Genomic DNA, 12,661 nt, shown 5'->3' with positions numbered 1-12,661 from the left:
TCTACGCCTCGAAGCCCCACAGTCCAGCGAGCGTGGATGCAGTGCGGCGACAGCCGGAGCCGGCCAGGAGCGCCAAGAACACCTGCTTGGACACCGGAGGGCGACGAAACCTGGCACATAGCTTGGACAACACGCCGCAAGCCACTGCGGGAAAGCGTGCAATCAGACGACGCAGAAAGTGGTCGGGAGTCGCCACCAGCACGTCTCGCGCATCGAACGCACCCTGTGGAAGATCTCGGATGTTGTGACTCACCAGGACGACGGTGGTCCGCGGTGCTGTCATCAGGCTGGCCCGTAACGCACCCGCGGCGACATGCCGGTCCTTGACGTCGGTCTTTCCGTCGAAGAGCGACATGAGTGGATCGGCGCCACCGACCATGGCATCGGGAAAGGAGCGTTCCATGTCCTTGAACAACTTTTCCACTGCGGCGGGATGAAGTCGATATCGCCCTTCCACGTCAAGCAGGTTGCGGCGAGTCTCTTCGAGGACAAGTGAGGTCCAGCGAGGATGAAAGAGTCTTGCTTGAGCGAGGTCGAGAAAGGTCGACCTCAGGTATTGCGGCACGAGGATGTTGGCATCCAGAAAAGCGATTGCATGAGTCGATTCCAACAGCGCGTCCAACGAGGCGCTGGTGCATTCCATCTGACGTTTCATCGAGCGACCTTCCCCCGCTTCGACAGCGCGATGGTCTTCGACGTCTCCGCGCGCCCTGACTTCTTTTGGCCCTGTTCGGAGATCTTTGTCCACCGGATACCGGATGCAGCGGCCGCCGCCAGCAGTTCCTTGTGCTCGCGTGCGCGCAGTTCCTGCGTCAGCACTTCGATGTCATCGAGCGCCGCCCGTTCACGCAAGTGCTTTTCCCTGAAGGCCATGACACCGGGGCGTGACACCCGGCGGTGACCGCCATCCGTGTTCTCAGTCGGCCCGAACTCGCCCCGATCGCACAGCATCGCCACATGCGGCCGGCTCAAGCCGAGCAGCTTCGCCGCCTCCGATGTCCGGATCAGATCCGATGCGGGCTCGACCACGCCCGGTGCCGTCGACGGCACCAGCCTGAGCAGCACCGATCCCGGCTGGGTCGGATCCATCAGATAGTCGACTTTCACTCGTCGATCCCCAAATGTCTGATCTCTCACCCGCATCACCGAACTCGCCAGCACTTCCAGATCGGTCAGCGCCTGCTCCAGGGTGCGATGCACGTCGGCCAGGGCCTCCGGTGCCGGGTAGGGATCGTCTTCGCTCAGATGCGCGCAGATCGCGAGCGCCCGCTGGATGGCGGCGCTGACGGACTCCGGCGCGCTGTTGCTCGCGCCCGGCGCGAGACGCATCGGCTTCGATCTGCGTCGTGGCTTCTCGATCTCCGCCGTCGGCGCGGGCGGCGGCGTCGCCCGGCGGCTGCGAGACGGACGGGCGGAGGTGGAAGGCTTCGAGGTGCTCATGCGGCTTATCCTAGCGCCGTCACCATGAACTCGAAAATAACGAAAGGAAGCTAACCAGTCGAAGTCAGCGCCGCCTGTCTACACTGACGCCCCTTCCCCGAACCCTCCCATGCAAGCGCTCCTCGACGCCATCGCCACGCTCCAGCGGCCCACCGACGCCTGTCGCGTCTTCCACGGCCGCGGCGGCCGGTTCCCCGGTTGCGAGCAGTGGGCGCTCGACGCCTATCCGCCGGTGTTCCTGCTGACCAGCTTCGCGCCGGTCGCGGACGAGGAACTCGCCCGCATCGGCGACGCGCTCGCCGAGCGCTGGGCCGGGATCGCGCCCGGCGAGCCGCTGAACTGGCTCTTCCAGCATCGCGACGAGAACCGCCCCACCAACCGCCTGATGGCCGGCGCGCTGCCCGACGAGCACGTCGTCGAGGAAGACGGCGTCCGTTTCCACGTCAACCTGCCGCACGGCCAGAACCACGGCTTCTTCCTCGACATGGCCGAAGGCCGCCGCTGGGTGCGGCGTTGGGCGCAGGCGCATCCGGGCGGCAGGGTGCTCAACCTGTTCGCCTACACCTGCGCCTTCTCCGTCGTCGCGCTGCACGCCGGCGCCGGCGCCGTGGAGAACTACGACATGGCGCGCGGCCCGCTCTCCACCGGCCGCCGCAACCACCAGCTCAACGGCGTGCAGGACCGCGCCGCGTTCCACGCGCACGACATCTTCAACTCCTGGGGAAAGATCCGGCGCGGCGCACCCTACGACCTCGTCGTGCTCGACCCGCCGAGCTACCAGAAGGGCAGCTTCGTCGCGACCAAGGACTACGCGCGGCTCGCCCGCAAGCTGCCCGAACTGCTCGCGCCCGGCGGCCATGCGCTCGTGTGCCTGAACACGCCCAAGCTCGGCACCGATTTCCTGCGCGACACGATCGCCACGGAAGCGCCTGCGCTCGAGTTCATCGAACGCGTCGCCAATCCCGAGGCCTTCGCCGACCTGTCGGACGAACGTTCGCTCAAGGTGCTGGTGTACCGGAACCCCTCGCCATAACGTCCTTGTCATCGGCTCGCGGAACCGCCTGTGCCGCCCGACGACCGAAGCAGTCATTCGCCACCATGTCCGACCCCGTCCTCTCTTTCGAGCGCGATCTGCGCGCCGATCCCGACGTCGCGCGCTTGATGCGCACGCTGACACTGGGCCATGCGCAGGCCCATGCGCAGCTGGAGCAGGAGATCGGCGAGTTCACCCGTTCCGGGCAGCGTCTTCACCTGGCCTATGCGCTGGCGCTGCTGGCGCGCGTCCAGGCGCTGCAGAGCGATCTGGACGCCGCCGACGTGACGGCCCTGCGGGCCCGGCAACTCTTCAAGGAAGAAGGCGCCCTCAGCGGCGAGGCCCTGGTCCTGCATTCGCTGGCGATCCGCAATCTCGTCGGCGGTCGTCAGGCGCTGGCGCTGGAGGACCTGAACCGTGCGCTGCCGCTGGCCCGCGGCAGCGGCTGGCCCGATGTCCAGGCCTGCGTCCACAACGTGCTGGGCGTGGTGCTCAACGACATGGGCCGCCACGACGAGGCCGCGCGCGTGCTGCGCGAGGCGCTCGATCTGCCCGCCCCCAGCGTGTCCAGCCCGTTGAGGCTGCGGCTGCGCAGCAACGTCGCGCTGGCGCTCGCTCGCGGCGCGCAGCGCGCCAAGAGTCGTCAGGAGGACGACTGGCGGGCGCGGGCCGACGAAGCCGTCGCGGAAGCTCACCAGGTGTGGCGACATGGCGAGGAACTGCTGCCGGGGGACCGGGCCGCCTTCCTGGACACGCTCGCCACCGCGCTGGTCGCCCAGGGGGCCCTGGATGACGCGCATCGTGCGCTGGACGAGGCGGAAGCGTCGTTCACCGCGCACGGCAACGACCTGGGCCTGCTCTATGCGTCGTTGACGCGGGCGCGCGCCTGGCTGGAAGCCGGCGAGCCCGCCAAGGCGCTCGACGCGCTGGCGCGCGGCAAGGAGGCGGCCACCCGCAGCGGCGCCACTGTCCTGCTGGACGAACTTGAGCTCCAGACGTCGCTGGCGCACGAACAGCTGGGGGACTACCGCAGCGCGCTCGCGGCGCACCGGGAGTTCTATCGCTGGCGCGAGGCGCAGGTGCTGGCGCTGGCGGAGGAGCGGGCCCGTTCGCTCGCGGTCACGCTGGACTTCGACCGCGCCCACCGGGAGTCGCGGCATGACGCGCTGACCGGATTGATGAACCGGCGCGGCTTCGATGAACTCTTCGCGCGGGTCCTGAACCGCGCCGGGCTCGGCGCCGGGGTCGGATTGGCGCTGATCGACCTCGATCACTTCAAGCAGGTCAACGACCGCTTCGGCCATGCCGCGGGCGACGAGGCCTTGCGCATCGTCGCGAAGCTGCTGGTCTCGGAATGCCGGCCGACGGACTTTGCCGCGCGGCTCGGCGGCGACGAATTCGTCGTGGTGGTCCAGGGCGACCGCGGCACGGCGGCGACCGTCTGCCGCCGCGTGCGGGAGCGCCTGCACGCCCACGGCCCCACCCATTGGCCAGACGGTCCGGCACTGACGATCAGCGCGGGCGTGGCGGAGACCCTGCAGCCGGTCGACCCGGCGGTCATGCTCGCCCAAGCCGATGAGGCGCTGTATCGCGTCAAGGCGGCCGGGCGAAATGGCGTCCAGACCGGTTGAACCGCGCCCGTTGAGCGCCCGTTGAGCGCCCATTGAACGCCCGCTGAGCGCTCTCGGAGCGCTCTCGGAGCGCTTGGGCGCGGCAGCAGATCCGGTGCGGCCGCGGGGCGTTGCCTTCGACGCCGGCGCCGGCGCCGATGCCGATGCCGATGCCAGCAGGCGCAGGTTTTGCCCGTCACCGCCGCCGCTGGATCGGGCAAGTTTCGCGTCGCATCAGGCAAGCCGTGACCCCTTGTGCCTTCCTAGACTGCCAGGGGCGCTCCGTAGGGAGGCCTGCACGGCTTCTGCCGGGGTCACGACGCAGCAATCAGGAGGTCGAGATGGGTGCTCGCTTCGCTTGGGAATCCTCGTGGGGTTCCTCTTGGCATTCCTTGTGGGGTTCCTTGCGGGATTCCTTGTGGTCCGGGCCGCTGACCTCATCCTGCGCGATGGCGTGCACGGCGGTGCTGGGGCTGACGACCGCCGCGCCGCTCGTCGAGGCCGCCGACGGCCCCGCCAACTTCCAACCGACGCCGATCTCGGCCACGCCGAACCGGCAGGAAGGGCTCGCCGCCTTCGCACAGCTGGAGCGCGTGCTGAAGCATCCGCGATGTCTGAACTGTCACGTGCCGGACTCCCCGCTGCAGGGGGACTTCAGCCGCCTGCACTACCCACCGGTGCAGCGCGGCGCCGATGGCAAGGGCGTCGCGCCGCTGCAATGCGCGACCTGCCACTCGACGCAGAACAGCCCGCTGCAGCACGCGCCACCCGGTCTGGAGACCGACGGCAAGCCCGGCTGGCACATGCCGCCGGCGAACATGAAGATGAACTGGGTCGGCCTGCAAGGCGCGGCGCTGTGCAAGGTCTTCCGCGAGCCCAGGACCAACGGCAACCGCTCGCTGGCGATGATCGAGCAGCACATGGTCACGGACCACCTCGTCGCCTGGGGCTGGAAGCCGGGACCTGGCCGCGCGTTGCCGCCGCTGGACAAGGCCACCTTCGACGAGCAGGTCCGAGCCTGGATCCGCAACGGCGCGCCCTGTGATGCCACCGAGCCGCTGCGCAAGTCCGTCGGCACGACGAAGGCGGACGCGACGCGCGGCGTCGTCGATCACCTGCGCGCCCTCGCCACCGATGACGCCCCGGCCGGCAACGCCGCCAACCGCGGCGGCGCCGGCGGCAACAGCGCCAGCAACGCCAACAGCAACAACAGCAACAGCAACAGCAACAGCAACAACGCCGCCCAGGCCGGCGTGACCAGGAGCCAGCCATGATCTCGTTCCGCCTCAACGGGCAAGCGCAACAAGTCGACGTGCCGGGCGACACGCCGGTGCTGTGGGTCCTGCGGGACACGCTGGGCATGACGGGCACGAAGTTCGGCTGCGGCATCGCGGTCTGCGGCGCCTGCACTGTGCACATCGACGGCGAGCAGCGCCGCGCCTGCGTCACGCCGATCGAATCGGTGGCTGGCCAGCAGATCACCACGATCGAGGCCATCGGCGGCGACCGCATCGGGCTGGCCGTGCAGGACGCGTGGGTGAAGCACGACGTCGTGCAATGCGGCTACTGCCAGAGCGGCCAGATCATGGCCGCCGTCGCGCTGCTCAAGACCAACCCCAAGCCCAGCGACGCCGACATCGACGCCGCCATGAGCGCCAACCTCTGCCGCTGCGGCACCTACGTGCGGATCCATGCCGCCGTCAAGGACGCCGCGCTCGCGCTGGCCTGAAGGAGATCGACATGCGACCCATGTTCCAGTACCTGAGCGGCGAGTTGCCCGATGGCATCGAGGATGCCGCCGCCGCCACTGCCGCTACCGACGCTTCGGCCATCGCCGATGCGGGAGGCCTCGGCCGCCGCGTGTTCCTGAAGATGAGCCTCGCGTCGGGCTTCGCGCTGTACGCGACCGGTGCCGGTGCGCAGGAGGCCGCGGGCAGCGGCGCTTCCGCGGCGGGTGCGCCGGGTGCCGCGGGCGCGCCGGAAGGCCTCAAGCCGTTCCAGCAGCCCTCGGCCTTCGTGGCGATCGACGGCGACGGCGTCGTCACCGTGACGATCGGCAAGATCGACTTCGGCCAGGGCGTGCAGACCGCGTTGCCGATGCTGGTGGCCGAGGAGCTGGATGCGGACTGGAGCAAGGTCCGCTGCGAGCTCGCGCCGGCGGGCGAGGCCTACAAGGATCCGTTCTTCCACATCCAGATGGTGGGCGGCTCGACCAGCATGAAGGCGTCGTGGCAGCAGTACCGAGAGATCGGCGCCCGCCTGCGCGCGATGCTGGTCGCCGCGGCGTCGAAGCAACTGAACACACCGGCGGCGCAGCTGCGGACCGAGTCGGGCAGCGTCGTCGCGCCGGACGGCCGGCGGCTGGGCTACGGCGTGCTGGCGCAGGCGGCCTTCGCCGAGCCGGTGCCGGTGACGGTGAAGCTCAAGGAGCCGTCGCAGTTCAAGCTGATCGGCAAGCCGATGAACCGGCTCGACGCACGCGCGAAGTCGACGGGGCGCCAGGACTTCGGCATCGACGTCAAGCTGCCGGACCTGCGCACGGTGGTGATGGTCCACCCGCCGGTCTTCGGCGGGAAGGTGGCGAAGTTCGATGCGGCGGCGGCGCTCGCCGTGCCCGGCGTCGAGGAGGTGATCCAGGTCCCGCTGAGCAGCGGCGCGAGCGGCCTGGCGATCATCGCGAACGGCTTCTGGCCCGCACGCAAGGCGCGCGAGCTGGTGAAGGTCGACTGGGACTTGAGTGGCCTGGAGCGCGTCGACAGCGCGGCGCAGCTGGAGCAGTTCCGCGCGTTGGCGAAGCAGCCGGGCGCGTCGGTGCAGAAGGCGGACACCTCCGCGCTGGACGCGATGAACGCGACGGGCGCGACGAGCGCGGGCAAGGGAGGTCCGGCCCGCATCACGGCGGAGTACACCTTCCCGTACCTGGCGCACACGCCGATGGAGCCGCTCAACTGCACGATCGACTTCCGCGGCGATCGCTGCACGGTGTGGGTCGGCTCGCAGTTCCAGACGGTGGACCAGGCGCAGGTGGCGGGCGTGCTCGGCCTGAAGCCGGAGCAGGTCACGCTAAACACGATGACGGCGGGCGGCGGCTTCGGCCGGCGCGCGACGCCGACCTCGGACTACCTCGTCGAAGCCGCGCAGGTGGCGAAGGCGCGCCACGCCGCGGGCAAGCGCGGCCCGATCAAGATGATCTGGACGCGCGAGGACGACGTGCGCGGCGGCTTCTACCGCCCGACGCACCTGCACCGCGTCGAGATCGCGCATGACGGCAAGGGCAAGGTGCTCGCGTGGAAGCATGTGATCGTCGGCCAGTCGATCACGATGGGCACGCCGTTCGCGGACTTCATGGTGAAGAACGGCGCGGACGCGACGATGACCGAAGGCGTCGCCGAGAGCGCCTACCCGTTCCCGATCGCGCTGGACGTCCACCACCCGAAGGTCAACGTGCCGGTGCTGTGGTGGCGCTCGGTCGGCCACACGCACACCGCCTTCGTGATGGAGACGCTGGTCGACGAGCTGGCGCGCGCCGGCAAGATCGATTCAGTGGCCTACCGACGGCAACTGCTCGCCAAGCATGCGCGGCACATCGCGGCGCTGGATCTGGCGGTCGAGAAGTCAGGTTACGGGAAGACCAAGCTCGCCAAGGGCCACGCCTGGGGCGTGGCGGTGCACGAGTCCTTCAACACGGTGGTCGCGTACGTGGTCGAGGTCTCGATCAAGGACGGCCGGCCGGTGCTGCACAAGGTCACGGCGGGGGTTCACTGCAACCTCGCGGTGAACCCGCGCACGATCGAGGCGCAGGTGCAGGGCGCGCTGGTCATGGGTGTCGGCATGACGCTGCCGGGCGCGCAGATCACGTTGAAGAACGGTGAGGTCGAGCAGGGCAACTGGAACGACTACCGCGTGCCCATCCATGTGGATGCGCCGAAGGTGGACCTGCACGTCGTGCCGTCGGCCGACCCGCCGACGGGCATGGGCGAATGCGGCGTCCCGCCGATTGCGCCAGCGATGGCGAATGCGATGGCGGCGTTGACGGGGAAGCGGATCCGGAGTCTGCCGTTTCCGGTTTGACGTCGCCGGTCATTCCGGCGAGCGCTCTCTCCTGCTGCTCGTCGCCTTGCTCTCGTGCAGGGATGCCGCTGACCTCGCCAGGCAGGCTCCACGTCTTGAACAGCATGTAGGTGCCGAACAAACCGGTCAGGCGTTCGTGTTCCTCTTCCTTCCAGATCTTCTGCAGCTTCTCCACCATCACCCTTGCAGGGGCTGCCTGATCGGGACGGGCTTCCGAGGCAGCGGAGCGCATCACCCGGAGGGTGCGCATTCGGGCGAGCGCACTCAAGATGTGGCGTTCCCCATCGCTTTTAAAGAACAGCGAGAGGGCCATGCCGAACGCCAATGAGTACTTCAGCATGTCCGGTCCATCGCGGGTGATATCGAAGTAGTCAAGGTATTGATCGATGAGGCCGTGAGTCGACGCCAACCCGTAGTGAGGGCTGTCCTTGTTGATCAGCACCTCCCTGGTGAATCCGATGACGCCCGCCATGTAGAGCTCGGTCAAGGTGCCTGCCGCACCGGCGTCCTCGGCGTTGAAGATGGACGTGTGAGCGTTCAACGCGCGGAAATCGAGATCCAACGGATTCGGGTCCGCGAACGCGCCGGCCAGCACGTACATCAGACGACAGAATTCATTCGTCGACGCGGCGGCCACTGCTTCCGGTCCGAGGCCGCGTTCAAAGTCAAGTGGATTCATGAAAACGAACCAGGCACGGGCTCCCGTGCCTTCGCCTGCTCAGAGGGTTGCTCAGATATCCGTGAACTTCCGCGACAGGTAGAACGGGCCCTTCGCAGCTAAACGGGCAAGCAACTCGGAAGATGAACTGCTCTCGATCGTGTCCGATGGAACGCCCCCGCGCCTGGCGAGAATTCGCTCTCGGCATTGCTGGTGAGCCATCGCCAGCGACTCGCACAGCTCCTTCGATTCAGACAGCATCCTCGCCACCTCAAGCGCCATGGCTTCGAGCTGTTTGAAATTGGGCAGATCGGTCACCTTGGTGATCTTGGTGATGTCGGACATTCGCTCACTCCTTTCAGGAGAAACCGGAATCGATGCAGCAAATGCTAGTTCCGGCGAACGCGCCCGTCGATGACCTATCTCAGTAGGGACCTCCTCCGATGTCAGATCACGGAGCCAGTCGTTGCCTCGCCACATCCTTCACCCAAGGCTGCGCTTCCCAATGCGCCCTGGCGAAGGCATCGATCTGCTCGCGGTAGGTCATCGAGAGCCCGATCGCGTCGAGCCCTTCCAGCAGCATCCGCTGATGGCGCGGCAGCATGTCGAAGCGCGCCTCCACGCCGCCGGCGCTGCGCAGCGTGAGCGTCTCGACGTCGATGGTGACGGCGTTGCCGGGCACGTGGTCCGCCTCGGCCATCAGCCGGAGCACCTCCGCCTCCGGCAGCGCCACGAGCAGCAAGCCGTTCCCCATCGCATTCGAATAGAAGATCTCGCCGAAGCCCGGCGCGATCACCGCGCGGATGCCCGCCTGCTGCAGGCCCCACACCGCGTGCTCGCGGCTGGAGCCGCAGCCGAAGTTGTTGCCGCCGAGCAGCACCGAGACGCCCGCGTACTCCGGCTTGTTGAGGACGAAGTCCTCGCGCTCGCGGCCGTCGGCGTCGAAGCGCAGGTCGTAGAGCAGGCCGTCGCGCAGGCCGCTCTTGTCGATGCCGCGCAGGAACTGCTTGGGCATGATCTGGTCGGTGTCGAGGTTCTCGAGGCGCAGCGCCGCGGTGCGGCCCTCGACTTGGCGGACGGGGTTCATCGCGGGATCTCCTGGGCAGTGGCGACGGCAGCAGCAGCGAGGCTCGACGACGTGGACGTGGACGTGGACGTGGACGTGGACGTGGACGTGGACGCCGGCGAGGGCTCCGATGCTGGCGCCAACCGGCGGACGTCAGTAAGGCGGCCGGTGACCGCGGCGGCGGCGGCCATCGCGGGGCTCATCAGGTGCGTGATCGCGCCGCGGCCCTGGCGGCCTTCGAAGTTGCGGTTGGTCGTCGACGCGCAGCGGATGCCGTCGGCGAGCACGTCGTCGTTCATCGCCAGGCACATCGAGCAGCCGGGCTGCCGCCATTCGAGGCCCGCATCGAGGAACACGCGATCGAGGCCTTCCGCCTCCGCCATCGCGCGCACCGCGCCGGAACCCGGCACGACCATCGCGCGCACGCCCGGCGCCACGCGCCGGCCGCGAAGCACGGTCGCCGCGGCGCGCAGGTCCTCGATGCGGCCGTTCGTGCAGGAGCCGATGAACACGTGCTGGATCGGCGTGCCTTCCAAGGCCACGCCGCCGTGCAGGCGGGCGTAGCGCAGCGCGCGCTCCGCGCTCGCTCGGGTCGGGCCTTCGTCCATGCGCGCAGGATCCGGGATCGGCGCATCGATCGCGGCGACCTGGTCCGGGCTTGTGCCCCAGGTCACCTGCGGCGCCACCTCGGCGGCGTCGAAGCGGTATTCGATGTCGAACGCCGCGCCCTCATCGCTGTGCAGCGTCGCCCAGTGGGCGAGGGCGGGCTCGCGCCAGTCGCCGGCGAGGTCGGGGCAGCGGGCGAGCACGTAGTCGATCGCCGTCGCGTCCGGCGCGATCAGCGCGCCGCGCGCGCCAGCTTCCACCGCCATGTTGCACAGCGTGAAGCGGGCCTCGACCGACAGCGCGGTGATCGCCTCGCCGCAGAACTCGACGACGTAGCCCCGCGCACCCTGGGCGCCGATGCGGCCGATGATCGCGAGGATCAGGTCCTTGGACGTCGTCCCGATCGGCAGCGCGCCGTCGACGCGGATCCGCATGTCCTTCGCGACGCGGTAGACCAGCGTCTGCGTGGCTAGCACGTGTTCGACCTCGGTGGTCCCGATGCCGAAACCCAAGGCTCCCAGCGCGCCGTAGGTCGTCGTGTGGCTGTCGCCGCAGATCACGACCATGCCAGGGCGGATCATCCCGTGCTCCGGCGCGACCACGTGCTCGATGCCCTGCAGCGCGTCGGTGGTGTCGAACAGCCGGATGCCGTGGCGATCGCAGTTCGACTTCAGGTTGGTGGCCTGCAGCGCCGACGGCTTGTCGGCGATCACGCGCAGCTTGGGCGCCACCGGGTGCGTCGGGATGATGTGGCTCACCACCGCCACGTTCTGGCCCGGCATCGGCACGCCGCGGCCCTGCTCGTGCAGGCCGGTGAAGGCCTGAGGGCTGGTGTACTCGTTCATCAGGTGCAGGTCGCAGAACAGCAGCACGTTCTGTTCGTCGAGGGCCGCCACCGTGTGGCTGTCGACGAGCTTGCGATAGAGCGTGCGCGATCCGGCGTGTGTGAGCGTGGCGGTCATGGCTGGCTCTCCTGACCATCGAGGGCGATCGAATCGGCGATCCGATCGGTGATGGCGTCGGTGGTGGCGACTGTGTTGGTCACGTTGAAGGCGCCGGGGGCGGCGCCGGCCGTGGCGTCGGCGGTGAAGAAGGGCAGGACGCGATCGAGCAGTTGCTCCGGCGCTTCCTCCGGGATGTAGTGGCCGCAGGGCAGGGCCTCGCCGCGCACGTCGTCGGCGACGCCGCGCCACAGCGTCAGCGGCTCGAAGCAGCGGTGCACGACGCCTTCCCGGCCCCACAGCGCGAGCAGCGGCATCTGCAGCCGCCGGCCGGCGGCGCGGTCCTCGCGGTCGTGGTCCAGGTCGATGCCGGCGCTGGCGCGGTAGTCCTCGCACAGGCCGTGCGCGGTGCCGGGCAGCGCGAGGCAGCGCTTGTACTCGGCCAGCGCGCGCGGGTCGAAAGGCGCGAGGCCCGCGCTGCGGCGGCCCATCACGTCGCGGATGTAGGCGCCGGGGTCGGACTCGATGAGGCGCTCCGGCAGCGGCGCCGGCTGGATCAGGAAGAACCAGTGCCAGTAGGCGCGCGCGAAGGCGACGTTGGTGCCCTCGTACATGTCCAGCGTCGGCGCGATGTCCAGCAGCGCGAGCCGCCGCACCGCGTCCGGCGCGTCCATCGCGAGGCGATGCGCGACGCGCCCGCCGCGGTCGTGCGCCAGCACGTCGAAGCGCTCGTGCCCGAGCTGGCGCATCACGCTCAGCATGTCGGCGGCCATCGTGCGCTTGCTGTAGGCGGCATGGTCGTTCGGTGCCGGCGGCGTGGGCGGCGTTGGCGGCGACTGCAGTGCCTGCAGGGCCTCGGGCACCTCCGGCTTCGACGAGTCCCCATAGCCGCGCAGGTCGGCGGCGACGATGGTGAAGTGCTCGGCCAAGGTCGGCGCGACCTTGTGCCAGATCGCGCGCGTCTGCGGATGCCCGTGGAGCAGCAGCAGCGCGGGGCCGGTGCCGCCCATCGTCAGATGGATGCGGACGCCGTCGGCGGTGGGCAGGCTCAGATGCTGGAAGCCGGGGTACAGCGCATCGAGCGCATGGCCGCCTGGGGAAGCTTGCATGGGGTCTCCTGATCGGGCGTGCCGCCGGAAGGGACGGGGAGGGTGCGGCGGCACGGTCGGCGATGGCCGACTCCTCGTTGGCCCCGATTCTGGAAGTGAATGCAGGGCACATAATTTCCGCTTCGGC

General features: G+C 69.0%; 11 protein-coding genes. 5 read left to right on the top strand and 6 right to left on the bottom strand.

The features are described from left to right. Window position 1 precedes the first annotated feature (1 nt). Window positions 2-655 (bottom strand): hypothetical protein, encoded by a 654-nt coding sequence (locus tag ACQ4L4_RS16065; RefSeq protein WP_431099939.1) that lies wholly within the window; start codon window positions 653-655, stop codon window positions 2-4. Beyond that, a complete protein-coding gene (locus tag ACQ4L4_RS16060) occupies window positions 652-1,440 on the bottom strand; it encodes a helix-turn-helix domain-containing protein (protein WP_431099938.1) in 789 nt (262 codons plus the stop codon). The genes ACQ4L4_RS16065 and ACQ4L4_RS16060 overlap by 4 nt, the downstream gene beginning before the upstream one ends. Window positions 1,441-1,549: 109 nt before the next feature. On the opposite strand from ACQ4L4_RS16060, the gene ACQ4L4_RS16055 reads away from it, so the two are divergent. From ACQ4L4_RS16055 to ACQ4L4_RS16035, 5 genes are all read left to right on the top strand, one after another. After that, window positions 1,550-2,473, top strand: a complete 924-nt coding sequence (locus ACQ4L4_RS16055) for a class I SAM-dependent methyltransferase (RefSeq protein WP_431099937.1) — start codon at window positions 1,550-1,552, stop codon at window positions 2,471-2,473. A gap of 65 nt (window positions 2,474-2,538) precedes the next feature. Then, window positions 2,539-4,104, top strand: coding sequence for a diguanylate cyclase (locus ACQ4L4_RS16050; protein ID WP_431099936.1), 1,566 nt, complete (start codon window positions 2,539-2,541; stop codon window positions 4,102-4,104). Window positions 4,105-4,487: 383 nt separating this feature from the next. Beyond that, window positions 4,488-5,357: a hypothetical protein gene (locus tag ACQ4L4_RS16045; RefSeq protein WP_431099935.1), complete on the top strand. Its 870-nt coding sequence runs from the start codon at window positions 4,488-4,490 to the stop codon at window positions 5,355-5,357. Continuing rightward, complete coding sequence (locus ACQ4L4_RS16040; protein WP_377160787.1) at window positions 5,354-5,812, top strand: (2Fe-2S)-binding protein; 459 nt, start codon at window positions 5,354-5,356, stop codon at window positions 5,810-5,812. The genes ACQ4L4_RS16045 and ACQ4L4_RS16040 overlap by 4 nt, the downstream gene beginning before the upstream one ends. 143 nt (window positions 5,813-5,955) lie before the next feature. Next, a complete protein-coding gene (locus tag ACQ4L4_RS16035) occupies window positions 5,956-8,154 on the top strand; it encodes a molybdopterin cofactor-binding domain-containing protein (protein ID WP_431104947.1) in 2,199 nt (732 codons plus the stop codon). A 730-nt stretch (window positions 8,155-8,884) separates the two neighbouring features. Here ACQ4L4_RS16035 and ACQ4L4_RS16030 read toward each other — a convergent pair. The 4 genes from ACQ4L4_RS16030 to ACQ4L4_RS16015 form a co-directional block, all read right to left on the bottom strand. Beyond that, window positions 8,885-9,157 carry a hypothetical protein gene (locus ACQ4L4_RS16030; protein ID WP_431099934.1) on the bottom strand — a complete coding sequence of 91 codons (273 nt, stop codon included), beginning with the start codon at window positions 9,155-9,157 and terminating at the stop codon, window positions 8,885-8,887. A gap of 106 nt (window positions 9,158-9,263) precedes the next feature. Next, entirely contained in the window at window positions 9,264-9,899 is a 636-nt protein-coding gene (gene leuD / locus ACQ4L4_RS16025; protein WP_431099933.1) for a 3-isopropylmalate dehydratase small subunit, read from the bottom strand. Beyond that, window positions 9,896-11,446 carry a 3-isopropylmalate dehydratase large subunit gene (gene leuC, locus ACQ4L4_RS16020; RefSeq protein ID WP_431099932.1) on the bottom strand — a complete coding sequence of 517 codons (1,551 nt, stop codon included), beginning with the start codon at window positions 11,444-11,446 and terminating at the stop codon, window positions 9,896-9,898. The genes leuD and leuC overlap by 4 nt, the downstream gene beginning before the upstream one ends. Continuing rightward, window positions 11,443-12,534, bottom strand: a complete 1,092-nt coding sequence (locus ACQ4L4_RS16015; protein WP_431099931.1) for an alpha/beta fold hydrolase — start codon at window positions 12,532-12,534, stop codon at window positions 11,443-11,445. Before ACQ4L4_RS16015 ends, leuC begins: the two co-directional genes overlap by 4 nt. Between the last annotated feature and the right edge of the window lie 127 nt (window positions 12,535-12,661).

The organism is Roseateles noduli, assembly GCF_050626985.1.
GTDB classification, from domain to species: Bacteria; Pseudomonadota; Gammaproteobacteria; order Burkholderiales; family Burkholderiaceae_C; genus Roseateles; species Roseateles noduli_A.
Note: the sequence above shows the minus strand (reverse complement) of the source record. Positions and strands in the feature narration are given on the sequence as shown.

Coding starts and splice junctions, on each gene's coding strand:
- leuC (WP_431099932.1), bottom strand. CDS start 11,446: ATGACCGCCACGCTCACACACGCCGGATCGCGCACGCTCTATCGCAAG.
- ACQ4L4_RS16065 (WP_431099939.1), bottom strand. CDS start 655: ATGAAACGTCAGATGGAATGCACCAGCGCCTCGTTGGACGCGCTGTTG.
- ACQ4L4_RS16030 (WP_431099934.1), bottom strand. CDS start 9,157: ATGTCCGACATCACCAAGATCACCAAGGTGACCGATCTGCCCAATTTC.
- ACQ4L4_RS16050 (WP_431099936.1), top strand. CDS start 2,539: ATGTCCGACCCCGTCCTCTCTTTCGAGCGCGATCTGCGCGCCGATCCC.
- ACQ4L4_RS16035 (WP_431104947.1), top strand. CDS start 5,956: ATGAGCCTCGCGTCGGGCTTCGCGCTGTACGCGACCGGTGCCGGTGCG.
- ACQ4L4_RS16015 (WP_431099931.1), bottom strand. CDS start 12,534: ATGCAAGCTTCCCCAGGCGGCCATGCGCTCGATGCGCTGTACCCCGGC.
- leuD (WP_431099933.1), bottom strand. CDS start 9,899: ATGAACCCCGTCCGCCAAGTCGAGGGCCGCACCGCGGCGCTGCGCCTC.
- ACQ4L4_RS16055 (WP_431099937.1), top strand. CDS start 1,550: ATGCAAGCGCTCCTCGACGCCATCGCCACGCTCCAGCGGCCCACCGAC.
- ACQ4L4_RS16040 (WP_377160787.1), top strand. CDS start 5,354: ATGATCTCGTTCCGCCTCAACGGGCAAGCGCAACAAGTCGACGTGCCG.
- ACQ4L4_RS16060 (WP_431099938.1), bottom strand. CDS start 1,440: ATGAGCACCTCGAAGCCTTCCACCTCCGCCCGTCCGTCTCGCAGCCGC.